At 70.1% G+C, this 22840-nt stretch carries 22 protein-coding genes; 6 read left to right on the top strand and 16 right to left on the bottom strand.

All coding sequences use genetic code 11. The annotated features are described in order from the left end of the window. Positions 1-2: 2 nt before the first annotated feature. Positions 3-2951: a UPF0182 family membrane protein gene (locus MDN94_RS14130; RefSeq protein WP_482727073.1), complete on the bottom strand. Its 2949-nt coding sequence runs from the start codon at positions 2949-2951 to the stop codon at positions 3-5. 136 nt (positions 2952-3087) lie between these two features. Between MDN94_RS14130 and MDN94_RS14125 the strand changes: the two genes are divergently transcribed. Then, the gene (locus MDN94_RS14125; protein ID WP_453464484.1) at positions 3088-3648 is read left to right on the top strand and encodes a PPA1309 family protein; all 561 of its coding nucleotides are present in this window, start codon (positions 3088-3090) and stop codon (positions 3646-3648) included. A gap of 185 nt (positions 3649-3833) precedes the next feature. Here the strand turns inward: MDN94_RS14125 and MDN94_RS14120 are convergent, their stop codons facing one another. From MDN94_RS14120 to MDN94_RS14105, 4 genes are all read right to left on the bottom strand, one after another. Next, positions 3834-4922: a YlbL family protein gene (locus MDN94_RS14120; RefSeq protein WP_482726169.1), complete on the bottom strand. Its 1089-nt coding sequence runs from the start codon at positions 4920-4922 to the stop codon at positions 3834-3836. A gap of 84 nt (positions 4923-5006) precedes the next feature. Beyond that, positions 5007-5183 (bottom strand): hypothetical protein, encoded by a 177-nt coding sequence (locus tag MDN94_RS14115; RefSeq protein WP_364592502.1) that lies wholly within the window; start codon positions 5181-5183, stop codon positions 5007-5009. A gap of 163 nt (positions 5184-5346) precedes the next feature. Beyond that, complete coding sequence (locus MDN94_RS14110) at positions 5347-5808, bottom strand: molybdenum cofactor biosynthesis protein MoaE (RefSeq protein ID WP_482726168.1); 462 nt, start codon at positions 5806-5808, stop codon at positions 5347-5349. A 103-nt stretch (positions 5809-5911) separates the two neighbouring features. Then, positions 5912-7039 (bottom strand): SDR family oxidoreductase, encoded by a 1128-nt coding sequence (locus MDN94_RS14105; RefSeq protein WP_482726167.1) that lies wholly within the window; start codon positions 7037-7039, stop codon positions 5912-5914. Between the two features lie 191 nt (positions 7040-7230). Here MDN94_RS14105 and MDN94_RS14100 point away from each other — a divergent pair, with 191 nt between their 5' ends. Further along, entirely contained in the window at positions 7231-8670 is a 1440-nt protein-coding gene (locus MDN94_RS14100; protein WP_453464494.1) for a zinc-dependent metalloprotease, read from the top strand. Beyond that, on the top strand, positions 8667-9206 hold the full coding sequence (locus MDN94_RS14095) for an NUDIX hydrolase (protein ID WP_482726166.1): 540 nt from the start codon (positions 8667-8669) through the stop codon (positions 9204-9206). Before MDN94_RS14100 ends, MDN94_RS14095 begins: the two co-directional genes overlap by 4 nt. A gap of 60 nt (positions 9207-9266) precedes the next feature. On the opposite strand, the gene MDN94_RS14090 is transcribed toward MDN94_RS14095, so the two are convergent. The 4 genes from MDN94_RS14090 to MDN94_RS14075 form a co-directional block, all read right to left on the bottom strand. Next, on the bottom strand, positions 9267-10022 hold the full coding sequence (locus tag MDN94_RS14090) for an AIM24 family protein (RefSeq protein ID WP_482726165.1): 756 nt from the start codon (positions 10020-10022) through the stop codon (positions 9267-9269). A gap of 19 nt (positions 10023-10041) precedes the next feature. Continuing rightward, complete coding sequence (locus tag MDN94_RS14085) at positions 10042-10722, bottom strand: AIM24 family protein (protein ID WP_482726164.1); 681 nt, start codon at positions 10720-10722, stop codon at positions 10042-10044. Between the two features lie 13 nt (positions 10723-10735). Further along, positions 10736-12385 carry a TerD family protein gene (locus MDN94_RS14080; RefSeq protein ID WP_482726163.1) on the bottom strand — a complete coding sequence of 550 codons (1650 nt, stop codon included), beginning with the start codon at positions 12383-12385 and terminating at the stop codon, positions 10736-10738. A gap of 106 nt (positions 12386-12491) precedes the next feature. Next, positions 12492-13115: a M48 metallopeptidase family protein gene (locus MDN94_RS14075; protein ID WP_482726162.1), complete on the bottom strand. Its 624-nt coding sequence runs from the start codon at positions 13113-13115 to the stop codon at positions 12492-12494. 195 nt (positions 13116-13310) lie between these two features. Here MDN94_RS14075 and MDN94_RS14070 point away from each other — a divergent pair, with 195 nt between their 5' ends. Together MDN94_RS14070 and MDN94_RS14065 are read left to right on the top strand one after the other, a co-directional pair. Next, a complete protein-coding gene (locus MDN94_RS14070; protein ID WP_482726161.1) occupies positions 13311-14468 on the top strand; it encodes a ThiF family adenylyltransferase in 1158 nt (385 codons plus the stop codon). Between the two features lie 45 nt (positions 14469-14513). Then, positions 14514-15902 (top strand): ABC1 kinase family protein, encoded by a 1389-nt coding sequence (locus MDN94_RS14065; RefSeq protein WP_482726160.1) that lies wholly within the window; start codon positions 14514-14516, stop codon positions 15900-15902. A 46-nt stretch (positions 15903-15948) separates the two neighbouring features. Here the strand turns inward: MDN94_RS14065 and MDN94_RS14060 are convergent, their stop codons facing one another. The 5 genes from MDN94_RS14060 to MDN94_RS14040 form a co-directional block, all read right to left on the bottom strand. Next, a complete protein-coding gene (locus tag MDN94_RS14060; RefSeq protein WP_482726159.1) occupies positions 15949-16149 on the bottom strand; it encodes a hypothetical protein in 201 nt (66 codons plus the stop codon). Between the two features lie 96 nt (positions 16150-16245). Beyond that, positions 16246-16569, bottom strand: coding sequence for a hypothetical protein (locus tag MDN94_RS14055; protein WP_441264084.1), 324 nt, complete (start codon positions 16567-16569; stop codon positions 16246-16248). Beyond that, the gene (locus tag MDN94_RS14050; RefSeq protein ID WP_482726158.1) at positions 16566-16934 is read right to left on the bottom strand and encodes a WhiB family transcriptional regulator; all 369 of its coding nucleotides are present in this window, start codon (positions 16932-16934) and stop codon (positions 16566-16568) included. The genes MDN94_RS14055 and MDN94_RS14050 overlap by 4 nt, the downstream gene beginning before the upstream one ends. A gap of 170 nt (positions 16935-17104) precedes the next feature. Continuing rightward, complete coding sequence (locus tag MDN94_RS14045; RefSeq protein ID WP_482726157.1) at positions 17105-17431, bottom strand: hypothetical protein; 327 nt, start codon at positions 17429-17431, stop codon at positions 17105-17107. Positions 17432-17595: 164 nt separating this feature from the next. Beyond that, positions 17596-19767: an ATP-dependent DNA helicase UvrD2 gene (locus tag MDN94_RS14040; protein WP_482726156.1), complete on the bottom strand. Its 2172-nt coding sequence runs from the start codon at positions 19765-19767 to the stop codon at positions 17596-17598. A gap of 187 nt (positions 19768-19954) precedes the next feature. Here MDN94_RS14040 and MDN94_RS14035 point away from each other — a divergent pair, with 187 nt between their 5' ends. Then, positions 19955-20197, top strand: a complete 243-nt coding sequence (locus tag MDN94_RS14035) for a mycoredoxin (RefSeq protein ID WP_482727072.1) — start codon at positions 19955-19957, stop codon at positions 20195-20197. 250 nt (positions 20198-20447) lie between these two features. On the opposite strand, the gene nudC is transcribed toward MDN94_RS14035, so the two are convergent. Next, a complete protein-coding gene (gene nudC / locus MDN94_RS14030; RefSeq protein ID WP_482726155.1) occupies positions 20448-21398 on the bottom strand; it encodes an NAD(+) diphosphatase in 951 nt (316 codons plus the stop codon). Between the two features lie 39 nt (positions 21399-21437). Beyond that, positions 21438-22835 carry a dipeptidase gene (locus MDN94_RS14025; protein ID WP_482726154.1) on the bottom strand — a complete coding sequence of 466 codons (1398 nt, stop codon included), beginning with the start codon at positions 22833-22835 and terminating at the stop codon, positions 21438-21440. Positions 22836-22840 lie beyond the last annotated feature (5 nt).

Here is a 22840-nt window from a genome sequence, read left to right as displayed (position 1 = left end):
CCTCAGTCCCCCGGCGCCCCTTCGTCCGGTTTCGCGTCCGGTTCGGCGCCTGGGGTCGCCTCCGCACCCGGCGCGGACTCCGGTTGCGCCTTCTGCGCGTCGGCCGCCCGCTGCAGGGCGGCCTCCAGGGCTGCCTGCGCCTTGCCGTACGCGGCCCAGTCCGTCGGGTTCTTCTCGAGGGCCGCCCTGGCGTCGTCGTATGCCTTCTGGGCGTCCGCGATGGCGTCCTGGAGCGCAGCGTCACCGGTGGCCGGCGGTTCGGTGGGCTCGGTGGGCGGCTCGTCCGGATCGGCCGGCGGGGTCTCCTCGTCCGGCGCCCCCTCCGCGCCGAAGACCTGACCGAGCGCGCCGGAGAGGTCGTCGGCGAAACCGATCTTCTGGCCGTAGACGACCGCGACCTTGCTCAGGAGCGGGAACTCGGATCCGCGTCCCTGGGCGTAGATGGGTTCGACGTACAGGAAGCCTCTGTCGAGCGGAACCGTCAGCAGATTGCCGTACTTGATCGTCGAATCCGCACCCTTGAGGTCACGGACATATGTGGCGATGGGCCCGTGCCGGTTGAGCCGGCTCTGCACCTGCTCGGGTCCGTCGACATTGTCGTCCGTCACCCGCAGCAGTTGGATGCGGCCGTAGTCGCTGCTCTTGGCGTCGGCGTCGACCGCCATGAACGCCCGCAGGTTGGGCCGTCCACTGGGGGTGAAGGTCGTCGTCAGCGAGAACTGCTGCGCCTTGTCACCCGGCAGCTTCATCGACAGGTAGTACGGCGGAACCGCGTTGCTGTCCGACTTGGTCGGGTCGTTGGGCACCTGCCAGGCGTCACTCGCGTTGTAGAACTGGCCCGCGTCCGTGACGTGGTAGAGGGCCAGCAGCTCGCGCTGCACCTTGAACATGTCCTGCGGGTAGCGCAGGTGCTCCCTCAGCTCGGCCGGGATGTCGCCCTTGGCCTTCACCGTGCCGGGGAAGGCCTTCTTCCAGGTCTTCAGCACCGGGTCGTTCTCGTCCCACTCGTACAGCGTGACGGTGCCGTCGTAGGCGTCGACGGTGGCCTTCACCGAGTTGCGGATGTAGTTGACCTGGTTCTGCTGCGCGACCACCGCGCGCTGCCGGTCGGTCAGCGAGTCTGCCGTGGTGTCACCCAGCGTCGTACGCGAGGCGTAGGGGTAGCCGTTGGTGGTGGTGTAGGCGTCGATGACCCACTGGATCCGCTTGCCGATCACGGCGGGGTACGCGTCGCCGTCGATCGTCAGCCACGGGGCCACCGCCTCGACGCGCTCCTTGGGCGTGCGGTTGTAGAGGATCTTGGAACCGTCGCCGATGGCGCCCGAGTACATGATCTGCGGCTCGCTGAAGGCGACGGCGTACGCGGCGCGGTTGAGCGGGCCCGAGACGTCGATGCCGCCCTTGCCCTTGTAGCTCGTGGTGACCTGGCCGCCGCCGTCCCGCTCGTAGTCCAGCTCCTTCTGGGGGCCGCCCACGATCGAGTACTGCGTGGTCTTCTCGCCGTAGTAGATCCGCTGCTCGTAGTCGCCGAGCATGCCCTTGGTCGGCAGACCGGAATCCGTGAAGTCCGGGGCGCCGCTCGTGCCCGCGGCGGTGTCGGTGCCCTTGGCCGTGACAGCGCCGAAGCCGTGGGTGTAGGTGAAGTGGTCGTTGATCCAGTTGCGCTTGTCGACGCCTGCGAGGTTGAGCTCGCGCAGACCGATGACCGTGTCCTGACCCTTGTAGCGGTCGACGTCCAGGGTCGCCGGGAACTGGTAGTACTTCCGCTCCTGCTCCAGCTGCTGGAACGTCGGCGACACGATGTTCGGGTCGTTTATGCGGTAGCTGGCGGCGTCGTCGGCGTTCTTCCGCTGCTGCTCGGGGTCCCTCAGCTGGCCCTTGCCCAGGTAGTCCGTGGGCTTGACGCCGTCGATCCCGTAGGCCTTGCGGGTCGCGTCGATGTTCTTCTCGATGTACGGCGCTTCCTTGGCCTGCTCGTTCGGCTGGACCTGGAACTTCTGAACTATGGCCGGGTACAGGCCGCCGATCAGGATCGCCGAGAGCACCATCAGGCCGAAGCCGATCACCGGCAGCTGCCATGTGCGGCGCCACAGCGTCGCGAAGAACAGCAGCGCGCAGATGACGGCGATGCAGAAGAGGATCGTCTTCGCCGGAAGGTAGGCGTTGGCGTCGACGTAGCGCAGTCCCGTCCAGTTGTCGGTCGCCTTGAAGTCACTGGACTTCACGGCGAGCCCGTAGCGGTCCAGCCAGTACGCAACGGCCTTCAGGGCGACGAACAGGCCGAGCAGCACCGACAGATGGCCGGTGGCCGCGGCAGTCGCACGGGCGCCGGGGCTGGTGATGCGCAGCCCGCCGTACAGATAGTGGGTCAGCGCGGCGGCGATCACCGACAGCACGACGGCCGCGAAGCCGAAGCCGAGCAGGAACCGGTACCAGGGGAGGTCGAACGCGTAGAACGCGACATCCATCCGGAACTGCGGGTCCTTCTGTCCGAAGGGGACTCCGTTGACCCACATCAGCCACGTACGCCACTGGCTCGTGGCGGAGGCACCGGCGATGAGCCCGACCAGAGCGGTGATCGCGAGCAGCACCCACTTCTTGTACGGGGCGATGCCCATGCGGTACCGGTCGAGGCTCTGCTGCTCCAGCGACATCGCGCTGAGCGGCGGCCGCAGCCGGTGGGCCAGCCAGATGTTCACCCCGACGGCGGTCGCCATCAGCAGACCGAAGACGGCGAACAGGCCGATCTTGGTCCACAGGGTGGTGGTGAACACGGACGAGTAGTCGACCGAGCGGTACCAGAGCCAGTCGGTCCAGAACCCGGAGAACATGACGAAGACCATGGCCAGGACGGCCAGGACACCCAGTGTCATGAGCAGGGTGCGGACGCGCCGGGAGGGCCGGCCCATTCTGATCCGTGGCCCTGTCGGGCCTCCGCCGCGGTCCGGCATCTGGAAAGCCAACGTGCGCCCCTCGAAGTTCGCGGTTGTGTGAATCGGGCCCCGCGATCGTAGAGCCCACTCATGCAACTTACTGAGGCTTTACCTAGTTCCCGTCGCGGGGCAGGAAGGAGGCAGGATATTGACCATGCCCAACGATTCCTCTTCCGGCCCCCCGATGGCCGCGAGCCCGCTCACCCGCGCCGTGCTCGAGATCGACGAGTACGCCTCCGGTCTCGGCTGGGACCAGCCGGCCCGGCTCTTCGCCCTCGTCGACACCCATCAGCTGCGTTCCCAGGAGCCGGGCCTCGCCCGCCAGCTCGGTCTGGACGGCGCCGACGACACTGCCGCGCCCCTCACCCCCGTCGAGCAGGACGAGATCCCTGCCGGCACCCCGCTCGACGAGTTCCTCGGCACCCTCGCCTGGCCCGATGCGGTGGCCGGCTGCGCCCTGACCGTGGAGCGCCTGATGCTGCCGCCCTCCGCGGAGGCCTCCGTACCGGTCGGCCTCGACGACGCGGCGCTCACCAAGTGGGTCGCCGAGCATCCGGACCGCCAGGAGGTCCGGATGACGGTCGCCGTGCTGCGCGACGGCACACGGGAGTCGGCACTGCGACTGCGGGAGAAGGACTCCCCGACCGAGGTGCTGACCGGGGCCGGGCTGGTGCCGGGACTGGCCGAGGCGCTGGCCGCCACCTTCGAGGCGTAGGACCTCCCCCTCTTTCGGGGTGGGGTGGTCCACCCGGCCCTCCGGGGGGCGCCCGGCCCCGGAGGGCCGCCCGTCCTTGCACCGTCCGACGCGTGCGGCAGAGCGCATGACAGCGGACTGCACCGGGTCATCCCGCGGCGGTACCTGGCCGAGCGGCGCTTCGACCGCGCACCGGTGGGCGGGTGTCAGCTCGCCGAGCAGCTCGGCAGGTCCGCCGTGGCGCCCGAAGTGATCTTGGCCAGTGACTGCCGCGCGTCCTGGATGGTGTCCACCTTCACCAGCGTCAGTCCGTCCGGGATGTCGGAGACCGCGGAGGCGCAGTTGTCGCTGGGGGTGAGGAAGTACTCGGCGCCCGCGTTGCGCGCGCCGACGAGCTTCATCTCGATGCCGCCGATCGGCCCGACCTTGCCGGACTCGTCGATGGTGCCCGTGCCGGCGACGAACTTGCCACCGGTCAGATCGTCGGAGGTGAGCTTGTCGACGATGCCGAGCGCGAACATCAGCCCGGCGCTCGGTCCGCCGACGTCGGCCAGATTGATGTCGATCTCGAACGGGAACGTGTGGTCGGTGCCTGCCTGGATCCCGACGATCGCCCGGCCGTCGTCCTCCGCCTTCACCGTCGGGACGGTGACCTTCTTGGTCCGTGTCGGCTCCTTGCCCGCCTTCTCGGCGGCGGCCGCCTCGTCCGCGGGCACCACGGTGAAGACGACGTCCTCACCGGGCTTGTGCTTCACGACGAGCTCGGCGACGTCCTCCGGCTGCTTGATCGCGGTGCCGTCGACGGCACGGATCACGTCGCCGGCGTGGAGCCGGTTCTGCGACGGCGATCCCTTGACCACGGAGGAGACGACGACGCGGGCCTTGACCGGCATCTTCAGCTCACGCAGGGCGGCGACCTTGGCGCTCTCCTGGGACTGGCTGAACTCCTCGGCGTTCTCCTGCGTCGACTCCTCCTCCGTCTTCCCGTTGGGGTAGAGGGTGTCGTGCGGCACGACGACATTGTCGTGTGCCACCCAGCCGTAGACCGCCTCGAGGAGGTTCATCTGGTAGTCGGCGCCGGTGACCCTGACCGTCGTCATGTTGAGGTGGCCGGTCGTCGGATACGTCTTGTGGCCCGAGATGTCGAGTACCGGCTCGCCGTCCGCGGACCCGAGAGTGTTCACCGTCGGTCCGGGTGACATCTCCGCGTAGGGAACCTTGAGAAACACGCCTGCGCAGAGCAGCGCAATGAAGATGAGGGTGGAGGCGAGCATCGTCGCGGTGCGGCGTGGCATGGAACGACAGTACGGGACATGCCTGTGGACGCACCGTCGGGGCCGGGCCGTCCGGGGCCGCTGGGCGGCAGCGGATGGGGGCGGTCAGGAGCGTACGGCGTCGGTGCCGGAGGCGGTCTTGTCCATCGCGTCACGGAAGCGGGCATAGCCTGCGAGTTCCGCCACGTCACCGCTCGTACGGTCTCGCGAAGCCCAGCTCGCCCATATCGCCGCACCGACAGCAGCGAACAGCGGGATCAGCAACCAAGCCAGAACTGCCATCGCGACCTCCCTACCCCATGAGCACACACAACCGAGTGATCAGCAGATTAGTCATCTGCCGGTTCAACGCTCACGGCAGGGGTGGGGTTACGCAAATCGGGCGGATGGCTACTGACCGCGTTTCAGCGGACAGACACCGAAAAACCATTCCCGCCGACCGCCCTCAGCACGCGCCCACCCACTCCTCCGTGCCGTCGGAGAACCGCTGGTGCTTCCAGATCGGCACCTCGTGCTTGAGGTCGTCGATCAGCTTCCGGCAGGCCTCGAACGCCTCACCCCGGTGCGGGCAGGAAACGGCGACGACCACCGCGAGATCCCCGACCGCGAGGTCACCCACACGGTGGACAGCGGCGAGCGCCCGGACGGGATAGCCGGCGGCGACCTTCTCCGCGATGCGGCGCATCTCCGCCTCCGCCGTGGGATGGCAGGAGTAGCCGAGGGTGTCGACATCGGCGCCACCGTCGTGGTTGCGCACGGTGCCGACGAACAGCGCTGTGCCACCCGTCGCGTCGTCGCCGACCGCCGCGAAGACCTCGTCGAGGGAGAGCGGCGTGTCGCGGATCGCCAGCAGACGGATCGGGTCCTGCGCCGCCTGCTCACCTGGGTGGTCGTTCGTGCTTGCCATGCCGTCCATCGTGCCGTACGGCACCCACAACGAGGAACAGCCGGTTCGACCGTTAGGGGACGATCCTGTTTGGAGCCTCCTACAGCCTCCCTCGCCCGCCGCCTCAGATCCTCCGCCGTGCCTTGCGCGCCCGGCGGACCAGAGCCGCCGTGCCGAGCAGCGCGACCGTCGCGCCCGCCGCGCCCGCAGCCGTGGCGTCCTTGCGGCCGAGGCGGCGGCCGGCCACCGTGTGCCGGCCCTCCACCTCCTCCAGGAGCGCGGCCAGCACCTCCTCGTTGGTCCACTGAGGACGCCAGCCGGCATCGTGCAGGCCGCTGACGCTCACCACCCAGGGATGCATCGTGTAGGCGAGGTCCCCGGCGGGCGAGGGCGTGAGCCCGATCCGGTGGAGCCGGGCCGCGGCGCCCAGGGCGACCGCCGAGGGCAGCTCCATGCGCCGGATGCCGCTGAGCTCCTCGATCTCCTCCTGCTCCAGCCACCCGTCGCAGCCGACGGCGAGCTCGCCCTCGACCTTCTCGAGGGCGGCGTACTCGAGCGCGCTCACCAGGTCCTCCACGTGGCAGAACTGCCAGGTGGGCCGTGATCCGGCGACCACGAGCAGCCGCGGCGACTCGAAGTAGCGGGTGAGTGCGGTGTCGGTGCCTCCCACCAGGACGGCGGGCCTGACCACGGTGACGTTGAGACCGGGGTGGGCGCGCGGAGCCCGGCGGGCCAGCCGCTCGATCTCAAGGAGGTCGCCGACACCCGTCGCCTCCGCTGTCGCGCGCAGCTCCGCGTCCTCCGCGAGAGGTACGTCATTGTCGGGATGCGCCCCGTAGACCATGGCGGAGGTGCACAGGACGACACGGCGGACCCCGGCGGCAGCGGCGGCCGTCAGTACCGTCTGGGTGCCGCGCACGTTGTAGGCCGTCCGTGCGGCGGGATCGGACTCCAGGTCGAGGTCGAGCGCCAGATGCACCACGACGTCGACGCCGCGCAGCTTCTCGGCGATGGCCGGGTCCCGCACATCGAGAATGTGCCACTGGGCCTCGGACACCTCGCCCCGGCGTTCGTCCAGGGCAACGACCTGCTTGACCTCCTCCGACGAGGCCAGACGCCTCGTAAGGAGGTCGCCCACGCCGGTGGCGGCACCGGTGACGGCGACGACGGGACCACGGCCCGACGGCCCGCGGCCCCCGGCCGGGGTTGAGTGGTTTCGCGCTGCGCGAACCTGCGGATCTGGGGAACTCACCAGGCGTCTCCAGCGGTTGTCTTCAGTACGTGAGCGAATGACGCATACGCACCAGGTGGCGTCCATCCTGCCGCAGGCCCAGTGTCGGCGGAGCATCGAGCCCATAAGCGGTTCGGATGTCTACGCTGGATGGTGTTGTCGGGCAGTCGCCGCCGGCAGGAAGCCGGCGGCCCTACGAGCCGAGGAAACCCGTGAGTGACACCCCATTCGGATTCGGCCTTCCGCCGGAGGAGCCGGAGAACGGCGACGAGGGCAAGAAGAAGGATCCCGCAGGAGGTGGCCAGGGCTCCGGCGGGTCCTCCCCCGCAGACCCCTTCGGGTTCGGCTTCGGGGAGAGCGGCGGGGACAACCCCTTCGCGGCCATGTTCGGCTCCCTGAACCCGAACGACCTGGGCGCTGCCTTCCAGCAGCTCGGCCAGATGCTCAGCTACGAGGGCGGGCCGGTCAACTGGGACATGGCGAAGCAGATCGCGCGCCAGACCGTCGCCCAGGGCACACCGGACGGCACCAAGGACGCGAGTGTCGGCCCCGTCGAGCGGACCGCTGTCGAGGAAGCCGTGCGACTGGCCGACCTGTGGCTGGACGGCGTGACGTCGCTGCCCTCCGGCGCGAGCACGGCCGTCGCCTGGAGCCGCGCGGAGTGGGTCGAGGCGACGCTGCCCGCGTGGCAGCAGCTCGTGGACCCGGTCGCCGAGCGCGTAGGCCTCGCCATGGGCGATGTGCTGCCCGAGGAGATGCAGGCCATGGCCGGGCCGCTGATCGGGATGATGCGCTCCATGGGCGGCGCGATGTTCGGGCAGCAGATCGGCCAGGCCGTCGGTGTGCTGGCGGGCGAGGTGGTCGGCTCGACCGACATCGGTCTGCCGCTCGGCCCGGCCGGCAAGGCCGCGCTGCTCCCGCTGAACGTGGAGGCGCTCGGCAAGGACCTCGGCGTGCCGCGCGAGGAGGTCCGGCTGTACCTTGCCCTGCGGGAAGCCGCCCACCAGCGGCTCTTCGCCCACGTGCCGTGGCTGCGGTCGCACCTGTTCGGCGCGGTCGAGGGCTACGCCCGCGGTATCAAGGTGGACACCTCCAAGCTGGAGGACGTGGTCGGCCAGTTCGACCCCACGCACCCCGAGCAGCTTCAGGAAGCACTCCAGCAGGGCATGTTCCAGCCGGAGGACACCGCCGAGCAGAAGGCCGCCCTGGCCCGCCTGGAGACCGCTCTCGCGCTCGTCGAGGGCTGGGTGGACGCGGTGGTCCACGAGGCGGCCTCGTCGCGTCTGACGTCCGCGGGCGCGCTCCGTGAGACGCTGCGCCGGCGCCGCGCCTCCGGCGGACCCGCCGAGCAGACGTTCGCCACCCTGATCGGCCTTCAGCTGCGCCCGCGCAGGCTGCGGGACGCGGCCCGGCTGTGGGCGTCGCTGACCGACGCCCGTGGCATGGACGGGCGGGACGCCCTGTGGGAGCACCCCGACATGCTGCCGACGGCAACCGACCTCGACGACCCGGACGGCTTCGTCCACCGTGAGCAGCTGGACTTCTCCGAGCTGGACAAGATGCTCGGCGAAGCGGCCGGCGGCCAAGGGCAGAAGCCCGGCACGGAGAAGGCCGACGACTCCGGGACGGACGAGGACGAGACCGACAAGTGAGCCTCCACGAAGACGCGCTCCTCGTCCTGAAGGGCTACGCCGGACAAGGGGGCCAGGCCGAGCTGCGCCAGACGTACCTGGACCACCTGCAGGCCCATCCGGACGGCATGTGGAAGTCCTGCGGGGCGGGACACCTGACGGCGAGCGCCCTGGTGATCGATGCCGAGCGCGGGCGGGTGCTACTGACACTGCACAGGAAGCTCGGCATGTGGCTGCAGATGGGCGGCCACTGCGAGCCGGGCGACACGTCCCTGGCCGCGGCGGCGCTGCGCGAGGCGACGGAGGAGTCCGGGATTGCGGGGCTGTCGCTGCTGCCCGGCGGTCCGGTCACCCTGGACCGGCACGCCATTCCGGCACCGTGCCACTGGCATCTGGACGTGCAGTACGCGGCCCTCGCCCCGGCGGAAGCGGTCGAGGCCATCAGCGACGAGTCACTGGACCTGCGCTGGTTCCACTACGACGAGGTGGCCGGCGTGGCCGACACCTCCGTCGTCCGGCTCATGGAGCACACGCGGGAAGCTCTCCGGCGCCGGTGAGGGCACGGGTAAGGGGCGGTCGCCTCGGTGACCGCCCCTTACCCGTGCTGCGCTACCGCGCTAGTTCCAGGCGTTGTTCTGGTTCTGGGCATGGGAGCCCTGCTGGCCGACTCCGAACTGGGCGCGTACGCCCTGCCCGAGATCGGCGTTCTGCGGCGGCATGACCTCGCTGGGCTGGACCAGGGCGAAGCCCTGGCCGAGGAAGCTGAGCTCCCAGCCCTCTCCGGTGTTGCCGCGGCGCCGGCGGACACCGGAGGAGTGCGTCTGCGCCTGCATCTGTACCCGTAGGGCCGAGGACCAGGCGACGATGGCGTCCGCGTCGACGTTGACGTACTTGTCCGGGGTTACCTGCATCATCAGCGGCTGGCCGGAGGTCATCAGCGCGACCTTGCCCCGGCCCGAGATGTTGAGCTGGTACTTCCCCGACCCGGAGATGCCGTACTGGCTGTCCACCGCGATCACCTCGGTGTGCAGCGTGGAGTCGAGCGCCAGGACGTAGGAGCTGTCGACCGTCATGCCCTCCTGGTCGACGTCCACCACGTGGACGTACTGCGCGAGGTTGGCGAAGTAGACCGTGCCCTGCCCGGAGCAGCGCATCAGGTCGAGACCCTCACCGGTGTTGGCGCGGGCCCTGCGCTGGCTGCTCGTCTGGTATTCGCCGTCGAAGTCGACGAGCCCCTGGTAGGCAACCATGGCGCCCTTGCGGGCCAGGATGTCGTCGTGGCCGGTCAGCGAGACCCGCAGGAGCTGCGGGTTCTGGACGACGTACCGGTCCTGGCTCTGCTGTTCTGTGTTGCTGAAAAGAGGACTCTGCATGATGTGTTCCCGCTCCCCCTCAGCCCCGGATCCGCAGGCGGTCGGTGCTGTCCTCGCTCGGCTGTACGACGACGATGCCCTGGCCGGAGAAGGCCATCTGGTAGGCCTCTCCGCTGCCCCGCCCGATCAGCGAGGACGCCTTGAAGCTGCGCTTGCCCTTCACCTTCAGGTTCGGGGACCAGGCGACGAGCGCGTCGGGGTCGACGTACGTCTCGTCCTCGCCGCGGCCGCAGTCGACGACGATGGGCGTGCCGCGTGAGGTCAGGGCGACCCAGCCGGTGCCCGCGATCTCCACGTTCCACAGGCCCTGGCCGGCGAACTTGGCCAGGCCCTTGACCTTCTCGACGCCCCACTGGAGGTGCGCGTCGAAGGCGAGGACGTTCGTGCCGTTGACCGACAGGGAGTCGTTGTTGAGGTTGATGACGACGACGTCGGCGCCGTAGTCGGCGAGGTAGAGCAGGCCGTCACCGGAGCACTTCATGATGGGCGCGCCCTCGCCGGTGACCCACTGCGCCGCGACCTGGCGGACGGCGGGCGGGTTGGGCTCGTACTGGACGAAGCCCTCGTAGGCGACCATCGAGCCGGTGCGCGCGTACAGGTCCTGGCCGGTGGCCATGGCGACCTTGAGCATGGTGCGGCCGTGGTTCTCCATCCGGGCCACCATGGGGGTCGGGGCGAAGCCCGCGAGTTGCTGGTTCATTGACAGGGCTCCCTCAGACCTCGTACGGCTGGACGACGATGAAGTTGCCGGGGGCGCCCCGGAACTGGAGGTTCACGGTCTCTCCGCTGTGTCCCGGGTAGGCGTTGCGGCGCAGGCGGACCTGGCTGGAGAGGATCACCTGCGAGGCGGCCGACCAGGCGACGACCGCGTTGCAGTCGGCGAACGTGGTCGGCGTGACCGGCAGGACCACGGGGATGCCGTGCGTCTTGACGACGACCGTGCCCGTGCCCTGGAACATCATCGTGAACAGCGCGCCGCCCGGAATGCCGTGGCCCTCGATGCGGCGGACCTCGTGCTGAAGGGACTCGTCGAAGGCGAGGACGTTCTCTGCGGAGACGCAGATCCCGTCGCCCTGGAGCTCGATGGGGTGCAGGTGCGAGCCGTCCTCGGCGAGGAACACCTGGCCGCGTCCGGTGCAGCGCATCAACTGCATCTCCTGGCCGGTGGCGTTACCGACGACCCGGCCGGCGAAGCCGGCGCCCTTGTAGCTGAAGTCGACCTTGCCCTGGTACATGACCATGCTGCCCTGGCGTGCCAGCACGGGCATGCCGCCCATGGTCAGGTCGACCCGCATGAGCTGCTGGTTCTGCGGGGTCCACCGCTGGCCGGTGGCCGTCTCACGGTACGGCTGAAGGGCCGCCTGCAGGCCGGCGCCGGCCTGGGGCACGCCCTGCGGAACGCCTTGCGGCATCCCGCCCTGTGGCATGCCGGAGGGCTGCTGACCGTACGGGGCGGGAGCCTGCTGGCCGTATGGCGACGGCATGCCGGGCTGCTGCATCTGCCCTGGGACCTGTCCGGGCATCTGCCCGGGAACCTGCCCGTACTGAGGCTGCTGCGGCGGTTGCCCGTACGGGGACGGAGCGGGCGGGGGGACGGTCCCGGCCGGCGGCGTCATCGGCGCCGCCATGGTCGGGGCGCTGTGCATCTGGGGCTGCGGGGCCGCGGGGGCCTGACCCGCCGGCGCGCCGAAGGCCGGCGCGGGCTGCGGCGTCTGGGGAGCCTGCGGCGCCTGAGGTGCGGGCGCGCCGAAGGCCGGGGCCGGGGCCGCCGCCTGCGGGGGCGGGGCGAACGACGGCGCGGCGCCCTGCGGTTGCTGAGCCGCGGGCGGCTCCTCCTCCGCGACCTCGCCGCCGAAGTTCTTCAGCAGAGCCTCGAGACCACCGTCGAACCCCTGGCCGACGGCGGCGAAACGCCAGACGTCCTTGAGGTAGAAGTCACCCAGCATCACGGCGCGCTCGGTGGTGAACTCGGAGCCGGTGAAGGCGTACCGGACGACCTCCTCGCCGCCGGCGACGATGCGGATGTACCCAGGGCCGATCTGCGACATCTGACCGGCACCGTCGATCGTTGCGGTGAAGGACAGCCTGTGGATGTTCGCCGGGATGCGGTCGAGCGTGACGCGGAACGACTCGGTGTCGCCGGACTGCGCGCCGAGCAGCTGGATGGACTCCTCGGGCGACTTCGGCTGATTGAAGAAGATGAAGTACCGGTCGTCGGAGAGCTGCTCGTTGGCATCAAGTCCGAAGCAGCTGATGTCGAAGGTCAGACCAGGAGCCGCGATCTGCACGCCTACGTACAGATCCGTTCCCGGAGTGAGATCACTGATCTTGGCCTTGTGGCCGCGTTGGAATTCCCTGGCCATGCGTTACGACCGTCCCCCATCCCGAATTGAATGCGTCGCGTCAGGCTAACCGCTGGGCGTGAGATTGAGCCAAGCCGGTACACATTCGGTACAGGACCGTCGACAGTCACTCTCCGCGATCCGCGGGCAGGTGCGGCAGCCGGCCGGCGGCGACGACGCCCTCCAGGTAGCCACGGGCCCGCTCGGTGCGGGGATAGGCCTCAAGCAGCCGCCAGAACCGGGGTCCGTGACCGGGAACGAGCAGGTGGGCCAGCTCGTGGAGGAGCACGTAGTCCACCACGTACTCCGGCATGCCCTGCAGGCGGTGGGAGAGCCGGATGCTGCCCTCGGCCGGAGTGCAGGAGCCCCAGCGGGTGTTCTGGTTCGTCACCCAGCGCACGGACGCGGGCCGGGCACGCCCGTCGAAATACTGGGCGGACAACCGTTCCGCACGCTCCGTCAGTTCGGCGTCACCGAGTACCCGCTTGCTCTCCTGCGCCGCCAGCTTGTCGAGCATCACGCCCACCCAGCGCCGCTCCTCCGCCTCCGACATCCTCGCGGGGATCAGGACGATGGTGCGGTCCCCCTCGCGGTAGGCGGAGACCGTTCTGCTGCGCCGGGCGCTGCGGCGGACCTCGACCGCGCTCGTCCCCGTTCCGCGGGGCGCGGGACGCTGCGCGCTGCGCTGCTGACCTCCCGCGCCGTGCGGTGAGGTCTCCCCAGCGAGGCGAGCGGGTGGGTCGACGGGCACGGCCCCGACGTTACCCGCTGTCCCCGGGAGAAGTCGTGTCCCCGGACGCCGCACTCCTGATCCGCCCGATGGCTGCACCATTTGAACGACTAATACCCCGGACCTGTGGACAACTTTTCACACGTCCCGCCGCGGCCCCGCATTCTGACAACGGCTCGGAGCCGGTCCGAGCACAAATCCGACGGGGGAAGCGGAATGCATCCGATGATGAAGCCTGCCTTGCGGCGGGCATGGCGGGACCGCCAGTCCGTGCAGTTCGGGGTGACGCCCGCGCATGCGGTGACCCTCGGGCCGGTCGACACAGCGACCGGTGCTCTGATGGAACTGCTGGACGGAACCCGGGGCCTGCCTCTGCTGCTCGAGGAGGCTCGGGCGATGGGTCTGCCGGACGGCCGGGCGGAGGCCCTGGTGCACCGACTGAGCGCCGCGGGACTGCTGGACGACCCGACGGCCGGAGGTCCCGCGGCCGCCGCGCTGCGCAAGCGGGCGGCGGCCCATGACCGGCTGCGGCCGGACATCGCCGCTTTGTCCGTGATCCATCCCGAACCGGGCGGCGCGGCGGGTCTCGTGGCGGCCAGGCGGGCCATACGGGTCCAGGTCCGCGGAGCCGGGAGGGTCGGTGCGTCGATCGCCGCCACGCTGTCGGCCGCGGGCGTGGGGCGGGTCGAGGTACTGGACGGTGGAGTCGCGGAGCCGGGTGATGTGGCTCCGGGTGGCCTGCCCGCGGAGGCGGTCGGCGAGCGCAGGGACGCGGCGGCCAGGCGGCTCGTCCGGCGGGCGGCCCCCGACCGGCCTCCGCGTGCCGCGGAGACCCAGGACCCGGACGGCGGGCCCGGCCTCAGTCTGATCGTCGTGGCGCCGCGCGACGGGCTGGCAGCCTACGCCCCTGCCGCGAGCGACGCCGAGGGGTGGATCGCGACCGGCACACCCCATCTCTATACGGGCGTTGTGGAGGCAACCGGCGTCGTCGGTCCTCTCGTGCTGCCGGGATGTACGGCGTGCGCGGGCTGCATGGAGCGGGGACAGGCAGAGCTCGACCCGGGAAGGGGGAGGCTGCTGGCACAGTGGCGCTCGGGGCGGCGCCGGACCGTGCCCGCCTGCGATGTCGCGCTGGCCACGGCCGTGGCGGGGACGGCCGCGTGCCACGCTCTGTCCTTCCTCGACGGCGGGGCACCCGTGAGCACCGGGGCCCGATGGGAGATTTCTCTGCCGCAGCTGTCCTGGCGGTCGGAACGGATCGCACCCGACCTCGACTGTGCCTGCAGTGCGGCGGGGAAAACTGAGAGGAGGCACACCTCAGAAACAGCTCCGACACAAGACACAATGAACGGGTACACGCGGTCGGCGGAATGATGCCGTCGGCAAACGCGGCACGCTGTCTGGGATTTGGAGGGGCGCATGTCTGATCTTCCCCGGAAGGCGGTCACCCGGACCGCCAAGCTGGCAGCGCTGCCACTGGGATTCGCCGGCCGCGCCACGTGGGGGCTGGGAAAGCGGATCGGCGGCAAGTCCGCCGAGATCGTGGCCCGGGAGCTGCAACAGCGCACGGCCGAGCAGTTGTTCAAGGTGCTGGGGGAACTCAAGGGTGGTGCGATGAAGTTCGGGCAGGCGTTGTCCGTCTTCGAATCGGCCCTGCCGGAGGAGATCGCCGGTCCTTACCGAGCCGCTCTGACCAAACTTCAGGAGGCTGCGCCTCCGATGCCGACACGGACCGTCCACTCGGTGCTCGAGGAGCGTCTCGGGGAGGACTGGCGTGAACTGTTCCTGAGCTTCGAGGACAAGCCGTCCGCCGCCGCGTCCATCGGGCAGGTGCACCGTGCGGTGTGGCACGACGGGCGCGAGGTCGCCGTCAAGGTGCAGTACCCGGGGGCAGGAGACGCACTTCTGTCCGACCTGGCGCAACTGAGCCGTTTCGCGAAGCTGTTGGGGCCGCTCATTCCGGGCATGGACATCAAGCCCCTCATCTCCGAACTGCGTGACCGCGTCTCGGAGGAGCTCGATTACGCGCTGGAGGCCCAGGCCCAGCGGGAACACGCCGCCGAGTTCGCGGACGATCCCGGCGTGCTGGTGCCGGACGTGGTCCACCAGAGCGACCAGGTCCTGGTGACCGAGTGGATCGACGGCATACCGCTGGCCGAGGTGATCTCCGGCGGCACCCCCGAGGAACGGGACCGGGCGGGCCAGTTGCTGGCGCGGTTCCTCTTCTCCGGCCCGGCACGCACGGGACTTCTCCACGCCGACCCGCATCCCGGGAACTTCCGCCTGCTTCCCGACGACGACGGCGAGGACTGGCGTCTGGGTGTCCTCGACTTCGGCACGGTGGACCGGCTGCCGGACGGGCTACCGGAAACCATCGGCGCCTGTCTGCGCATGACCCTCGAAGGCGAGGCGGAGGCCGTCTACGGACTTCTGTGCGAAGAGGGGTTCGTCAAGGAGTCGATCGACCTCGACCCCGAAGCGGTGCTCGACTATCTGCTGCCGATCATCGAGCCTGCGCAGGTGGAGGAATTCACCTTCACCCGCGGCTGGATGCGCACACAGGCCGCCCGGATCGCCGATGTCCGCTCCCCCGCGCACCAGCTCGGCAAGAAGCTCAACCTGCCGCCCGCGTATCTGCTGATACACCGTGTGACATTGAGCACTATCGGCGTGCTGTGCCAGCTGAACGCGACGGTGCGGCTCCGGGGGGAGCTCGAGGAGTGGCTGCCCGGCTTCGTTTTGGAGGACGCCGCGGAGGCGGAGAAGGAGAGCGCGGACGGCGCCGCCGTACTGGAGGCAGGAGCCTGACGCCACCCGGAGCGGCTCCGGCGGGGGGACACCAAACGGACGGCGGTCACCACCACTGCGGGTCGAGCCGGCTCTCGATCGCCCGGAGGTTGTCACGGGCGCAGTCCTCGCAGAGGTAATGGCGGACGCCGTCCTCCACGGAGCAGGTCCAAGTCACCGGCGGCCCCTCGGCGACCTTGCCGCAGCCGGCGCACACGATGCCCTTGTCCCCCGGCTGCTCGGGGTGGGGAGCCCTGTCCTGGTCCACCTAGTGACGATATCGCCGCCCGGCGGCGAGTGCGCGTCACCACGCACCGCGGGGGCCGGTCCGTATGGACCGGCCCCCGCGTGGACGGCTTCGCCGTCAGTGCATGACGGCCATGGCCAGTGCGCGGCGCGCGCGCATCGACACGCGCTCGGCGCGGCGCTGCATGCGTCGGGCGGCGACCAGGCGCACGGCCTGGCGTTCCGCGTCGACTTCACGCAGGCGCTCATGCATATGCGCACGAGCCAGGGCTTCTGGGATGAGTTGCATTTCGCGGGTCCTGTTCTGACGCGAGGCGTTCGCGCCGATGGTGGTGACAGCTCGGGTGGCGGAGCCCTGGGGCTCGCTCGTGGAAGAGGTCATAGGGGCCTGCTTCTGGGGGTCGTGCGTGACGGGTCGATCGATGGTTCCGATGGCGTTCATGCCGCAACCGGGTTCTTGCGCGGGCGACCACGCGGCCGCTTGCGGGCAACGACGACACCCTGGACGAAGAGCTCTCCGCCCCAGACGCCCCACGGCTCACGCCGCTCCTTGGCGCCCGCGAGGCAGGCCTCCATCAGCGGGCAGGTGCGGCAGAGGGACTTGGCGTACTCGACGTCGGCCGGCGACTCGGCGAAGAAGACCTCCGGGTCGTAGGAACGGCACGGGACGGGCACGCCCAGGTTCTCGATGGCGTCGTCGAGCGCGGAGAGCGCGGTGAGGGGAGTCAAGGTGGAGTCCTCGGTACGGACGGGCGGGGAGGTGGTCTCGGAAGGCGGTACGGACGGGGCGTGCGCTTCGAGTTGCACGGTGTGTGATTCCTCGTCTGGTCGTTCCGGCCGGTCGGCCGGGTGGCAGTTGGTACCGGGTGCTTCTGGTCCCGAGGCCCCTTCGCGCTGTTCTCCCGTTGGGGAAAACAGAAGGGCCGCGGATCCCGGGTGGGGTTCCGCGGCCCTGAAGGCGCCGGCCTGATGCCGTATCAGGCTGGATCACTCCAGGGTTCGAGCCCGCGGAAGGCCCACTTCGTGTGGTGCTGCGTCGTCTTCTGCTCGGTCTCGGCACTGGCCGCCGCAAAGGCATAGGCCTGAGCCTCTGCCGCTGCCACTCCTGCTTCCAGTGCCTTGGTCGGTCGCTCATTGCGCTCCAGGACGGGCAGGCCGCCCAGACCGGACACGGGAAGCACGGCGGAGATGCCGGGCATACCGGTGCCGAGGAACGCGGAGGAGAAGCCGAGCGAGCAGGCGGAGACGACCGAGCGATCGGTCATTTTGGCGGTGCTGATGAAGCTGGTCTTGATGCTGATCACTGGAATCGCCTCCTCTCGGCGTCTCGAGGACCGGACAGGCCGGTCACGCTATTCGGATAAGTACAGCACGAGGACAGGGCTTCAGAGAAGCCGCTGTTCTTCGTGGTTAAGAACCTATGGGTCTTGGCCGGGCGCGCGCAAACCATTTTTTCGACGAGTTTGTATCAGTCCTCCTCGTCGGCCTCGCCCGGCTCCTCACCTGCGCAGATGGCCAGGACATCGGCCCCGAACCGATCGAGCTTGCGGCCGCCGACACCTGAGATCCCGGCCAACTCCGCCTCGTCGACCGGCACGGCCTCCGCGATCGCCATCAGCGTCTTGTCCGTGAAGACGCAGTACGCGGGCTGGCCCAGCTCCTTGGCCTGCACCGAGCGCCAATCGCGCAGCCGCTCGTACAGCGCCTCGTCCATGTCCGAAGGGCAGTCCTCGCAGCGCATCAGCTTCATCTCGCCCGCGTCGGTCAGGGTCTTGCCGCAGACCCGGCACAGCACCGGGCCTCGCCGCTTGCGGCGTCCGCCGCCCCGCTCGACACCGCCCGCGCCGCCGGCGGTCCGCGGTCCGGTCGCGGCGGAGCCCGGGCGGATGCCGTTCAGGAAACGGGTCGGACGCCGGGAGGCACGGCCGCCCGGCGCACGCGACAGGGCCCACGACAGGGACAGGTGCAGCCGCGCACGGGTCACGCCCACATAGAGGAGCCGGCGCTCCTCCTCCACCTGCTCGTCCGTCTTGGCGTAGGTGATCGGCATCATGCCCTCGGTGAGCCCGACCAGGAAGACGGCGTCCCACTCCAGGCCCTTCGCCGAATGCAGGGAGGCGAGTGTGACGCCCTGGACGGTGGGCGCGTGCTGGGCGGCCGCCCGCTCGTCCAGCTCGGCCACCAGATCGGCGAGCGTGGCCTGCGGCCTGACCCGCACGAAGTCCTCCGCGAGGCGGACCAGCGCCGCCAGCGACTCCCAGCGGTCGCGCACGGCACCGGATCCGGCGGGCGGCTCCGTGGTCCACCCCTTGGTGGACAGCACGGCCCGCACCTGGGAGGGCAGGTCCTCCACGTCGTCGAGCAGTGCGTCGTTGCCGCCGGCGCGGGCCGCGCCGCGCAGGGCGATGCCCGCCTCGCGTACCTCCTGCCGCTCGAAGAACCGCTCGGCCCCGCGCAGCTGGTAGGGGACGCCCGCGTCGGCCAGAGCCTGCTCGTAGACCTCCGACTGGGCGTTGATCCGGTACAGCACGGCGATCTCACCGGCCGGGACACCCGCGTCGATCAGCTCGCGGATTCGGCGGGCGGTGCCCTCCGCCTCCGCGGGCTCGTCCGCGTACTCCACGTACGAGGGCTCGGGGCCCGGCTCACGCTGGGAGATCAGTTCGAGGCGGTGCTCGGCGGCCCGTCCGCGGGCCTGGCCGAGCAGGCCGTTGGCGAGGTGGACGACCTGGGGGGTGGAGCGGTAGTCGCGGACCAGCTTGACCACCGTCGCGCCGGGGTGCCGGGTGCGGAAGTTCAGCAGGTGATCGGGGGTGGCGCCGGTGAAGGAGTAGATCGTCTGGCTGGCGTCACCGACGACGCACAGGCTTTCCCGGTCGCCGAGCCACAGATCCAGCAGGCGCTGCTGGAGGGGGCTGACGTCCTGGTACTCGTCGACGACGAAGTGCTGGTACTGACGGCGGACATGGTCGGCGATGTCGTGCCGGTCCTGCAGGATGCCGACCGTGAGGAGCAGCACATCCTCGAAATCGATCACCGAGCGGTCGCGCTTGAGCTGCTCGTACATGGCGTAGACCTGGCTGATCTCGGCCGGGTCACGGGGCGCGTCGCGAAGCGACTTGGCGACGGCTGCCGGGTAGTCGGCGGGCACGGTCTGGGTGACCTTGGCCCACTCGATCTCTCCCGTCACGTCCCGCAGCTCGTTGCGGTCGAGGCGGATCCGGCAGCGGGCGGCGGCCTCGGCCACCAGCTGGATCTTGCGCTCGAGCAGTCGCGGCATCTCACCGCCGACCGCCTTCGGCCAGAAGTACTGCAGCTGGCGGAGGGCGGCGGAGTGGAACGTACGCGCCTGGACGCCGCCCGCGCCGAGCTGGCGCAGCCGTCCGCGCATCTCACCGGCGGCGCGGTTGGTGAACGTGACGGCCAGCACACTGGCGGGCTGGAGTATGCCCGCCCGCACCCCGTACGCGATGCGGTGGGTGATCGCGCGGGTCTTGCCCGTGCCGGCTCCTGCCAGCACGCACACCGGACCGTGCAGGGAGGTCGCCACCTCGCGCTGCTCGGGATCGAGCCCTTCGAGCACGGCGTCCGCCGACTCGGGGACCTGCGGGAAAAGAGAGGAGTGCGTTGCTGCTGTCACCCCGCCATGCTGCCAGGTCGCCGGGGGCGGATGCGGCGGTTGTCCACAGGGCTGCCCTATCAGTCGTACGAACTGGCCGCCGGCCGTACGGATCCGCGTCCGACGGGGCGCGGGAATCGATACCGCGTCACGTACGTTCTAGCGCGAGGTGATGACACCCGCCCCCGAGACCCAGGAGCAAGAGACGATGCAGGGCACTGTGACGATGTACAGCACCACGTGGTGCGGATACTGCCGTCGGCTGAAGAGCCAGATGGACCGCGAGGGCATCGCGTACACCGAGATCAACATCGAGCAGGACCCCGAGTCGGCGGCCTTCGTCGAGAAGGCCAACGGGGGCAACCAGACGGTGCCCACCGTGCTCTTCTCCGACGGTTCGACGCTGACGAACCCGTCTCTCGCCCAGGTCAAGCAGAAGGTGGGCGTCTGACCCTCGAGGCTGTACCGGGCGTCGGCCCCGGCATTCCGGTTCGACCGAGCGACAGGCGGGTCGACCGGACCGGCCGGGGCCGTCGTGCGTCTGGCCGGGGCCGTCATACGTCTACCGGTGGCCGCGCGGCCGTGACAGGCCCGGAGCAGGTCCGGACCTCGGAGCAGGTCCGGACCTCGGAGCAGGTCCGGACCTCGGAGCAGGTCCGGACCTCGGAGCAGGTCCGGACCTCAAGAAAGCGTTCAGGGCCTCAGACCACGTCGCCGGGCTTCGGCAGCGGCTTGCCGTACCAGAGCTCGATCAGTCGGGCCGCGATGGAGATCCCATAGGGAGGCAGCACCTCTCCGGACTCGAACGCGGCCCGCAGGTCCTCCCGGGAGAACCAGCGCGCCTCGTGGATCTCCTCGCCGTCGACCTCGATCCGCGACGTCGTGGCGCGGGCCATGAACCCGAGCATCAGGCTCGAGGGGAACGGCCACGGCTGGCTGGCGACGTACTCCACCTCGCCCACGCCGACGCCCACCTCTTCACGGACCTCGCGGCGCACCGACTCCTCGATGGACTCCCCCGGCTCCACGAAGCCCGCGAGCGTCGAGAAGCGGCCCTCCGGCCAGTGCACCTGACGGCCGAGGAGAGCGCGGTCCTTGTCGTCGGTGACGAGCATGATCACGGCAGGGTCGGTGCGGGGATAGTGCTCGGCGCCACAGGCCTGGCAGCGGCGGATGTGTCCCGCGGCGGCGATGACGGTGCGCTCGCCGCAGCGGGAGCAGAAGCGGTGCAGCCGCTGCCAGTTCTCCAGGGCGACCGCGTGCACCAGCAGCCCCGCGTCGCGCGGCGACAGCAGGAGCCCGGCCTCGCGAAGCCCGGCGGGCCTCGCCGACTGGTCCATGCGGCCCGGCAGGGCGTCCTTCTGGAGGGCGAAGTACCGGACACCTTCCTCGTCGGAGCCGAGGAAGTAGCGGTGGGTCTCGGTGACCGGGGCCTCGAAGGCCGGGGTCATGACCAGCTCGGTGCGGCCGTCGGGGGTGTCGTCGATCAGGGCCTGGCCACCGGAGACGACGAACACACGGGTCGTGGGATGGCTCCACGCGGCCGCGAGCCATGCCTCGTCGAGACGGTTGTGCGCCTCGCGGTCGATGCCGCTGGGCGCGGTGAGACCGATGGGACGGCCTGCGGCATCGGCGTAGCTCTGGGTACTCACGGTTCTTCCAACTCCCCCGGGGCGGATCGGGACATCGGTTCAGCGAAGGGTGCGGGCCATGTCGTCCCACAGATGGGCGGTCGTCTCCACTCCCTTGAGGAGCAGTTCGAGCTCGACCTTCTCGTTCGGTGCGTGCCAGCCGTCGGACGGTACGGAGATGCCCAGGAACAGCACGGGCGCCGCGAGGACGTCCTGGAGGTCGGCCGCCGGTCCCGAACCGCCCTCGCGGGTGAAGCGGATCTTGTGACCGTCGAAGGCACGGCCCATGGCGCGTACGACCGACCGAAGGGCCGGATGGTCGAGCGGCGTCAGGCAGGGCCGGGTGGCGGCCCCGAAGACGATCTCGTGCCGGATGCCGGCCGGGATCCGGGAGTCGACCCAGTCCGTGACGGCGCGTTCGATCTTGTCGGGTTCCTGACCGGCGACCAGCCGGAAGGACAGTTTCAGCTCCGCGGACGACGGGACGATCGTCTTGCCGCCGGGGCCCTGGTAGCCGCCCCCGATGCCGTTCAGCTCGGCCGTCGGGCGGGCCCAGACACGCTCGAGCGTGGAGTATCCGGCTTCGCCGAGCGTCCCGTGCGACTTGGCGGTGCGCAGCCAGGTCTCCTCGTCGAACGGCAGCTCGGCGAACAGCTCGCGCTCCTCGTCGGTGAGCGGTGCGACGCCTTCGTAGAAGCCGGGGATCGTGACCTGCTCGTTCTCGTCGTGCAGCGCGGCGACCAGGCGGGCGGCGACGGTCGCGGGGTTGGGGACGGCGCCGCCGAACGAGCCGGAGTGGATGTCCTGGTCGGGGCCGTACAGCGTGATCTCGCAGTCGGCCAGGCCGCGCATGCCGGTGCAGACGGTCGGGGTGGTCTCCGACCACATGCCCGTGTCGGAGACGATCACGGCGTCGGCGGCGAGACGGTGCGCCTGCTGTTCCACGAGTGCGCGGAAGTGCGGAGAGCCGGACTCCTCCTCGCCCTCGATCAGCAGCTTGAGGTTGACGGCGGGGGCGGTGCGGCCGGTGACCGCGAGGTGGGCGCGCACGCCGAGTGTGTGGAAGAACACCTGCCCCTTGTCGTCGGCGGCGCCGCGGCCGTACATCCGTCCGTCGGCGATCAGGGGCTCGAACGGGTCGGTGTGCCAGCCGTCCTCACGCGCGGCGGGCTGCACGTCGTGGTGGCCGTAGACCAGCACGGTGGGGGCGTCCGGGTCGCCGGACGGCCACTCGGCGAAGACCGCCGGGGCACCGGGTGTGGGCCAGATCTCGGCGACCGGGAAGCCGGTCTCCGACAGCTTGCCCGCGAGCCACTCGGCGCTGCGCCGTACGTCCCCTTCGTGCTCCGGCTGCGCCGACACCGACGGGATGCGCAGCCACTCGGCGAGGTCGTCGAGGAAGGCGGCGCGGTGCTGCTGTATGTACGTACGGACGGCGTTGTCCGGGGTCTCGCTCATGCTCT

It is taken from the genome of Streptomyces sp. WAC00040, from assembly GCF_056835925.1.
This window is presented reverse-complemented; position numbering and strand designations above follow the sequence as displayed.

Coding starts and splice junctions, on each gene's coding strand:
- MDN94_RS14080 (WP_482726163.1), bottom strand. CDS start 12,385: ATGGCCAGGGAATTCCAACGCGGCCACAAGGCCAAGATCAGTGATCTC.
- MDN94_RS14120 (WP_482726169.1), bottom strand. CDS start 4,922: ATGCCACGCCGCACCGCGACGATGCTCGCCTCCACCCTCATCTTCATT.
- MDN94_RS14035 (WP_482727072.1), top strand. CDS start 19,955: ATGCAGGGCACTGTGACGATGTACAGCACCACGTGGTGCGGATACTGC.
- MDN94_RS14055 (WP_441264084.1), bottom strand. CDS start 16,569: ATGAACGCCATCGGAACCATCGATCGACCCGTCACGCACGACCCCCAG.
- MDN94_RS14070 (WP_482726161.1), top strand. CDS start 13,311: ATGCATCCGATGATGAAGCCTGCCTTGCGGCGGGCATGGCGGGACCGC.
- MDN94_RS14065 (WP_482726160.1), top strand. CDS start 14,514: ATGTCTGATCTTCCCCGGAAGGCGGTCACCCGGACCGCCAAGCTGGCA.
- MDN94_RS14130 (WP_482727073.1), bottom strand. CDS start 2,951: ATGCCGGACCGCGGCGGAGGCCCGACAGGGCCACGGATCAGAATGGGC.
- MDN94_RS14115 (WP_364592502.1), bottom strand. CDS start 5,183: ATGGCAGTTCTGGCTTGGTTGCTGATCCCGCTGTTCGCTGCTGTCGGT.
- MDN94_RS14090 (WP_482726165.1), bottom strand. CDS start 10,022: ATGCAGAGTCCTCTTTTCAGCAACACAGAACAGCAGAGCCAGGACCGG.
- MDN94_RS14125 (WP_453464484.1), top strand. CDS start 3,088: ATGCCCAACGATTCCTCTTCCGGCCCCCCGATGGCCGCGAGCCCGCTC.
- MDN94_RS14110 (WP_482726168.1), bottom strand. CDS start 5,808: ATGGCAAGCACGAACGACCACCCAGGTGAGCAGGCGGCGCAGGACCCG.
- MDN94_RS14085 (WP_482726164.1), bottom strand. CDS start 10,722: ATGAACCAGCAACTCGCGGGCTTCGCCCCGACCCCCATGGTGGCCCGG.
- MDN94_RS14025 (WP_482726154.1), bottom strand. CDS start 22,835: ATGAGCGAGACCCCGGACAACGCCGTCCGTACGTACATACAGCAGCAC.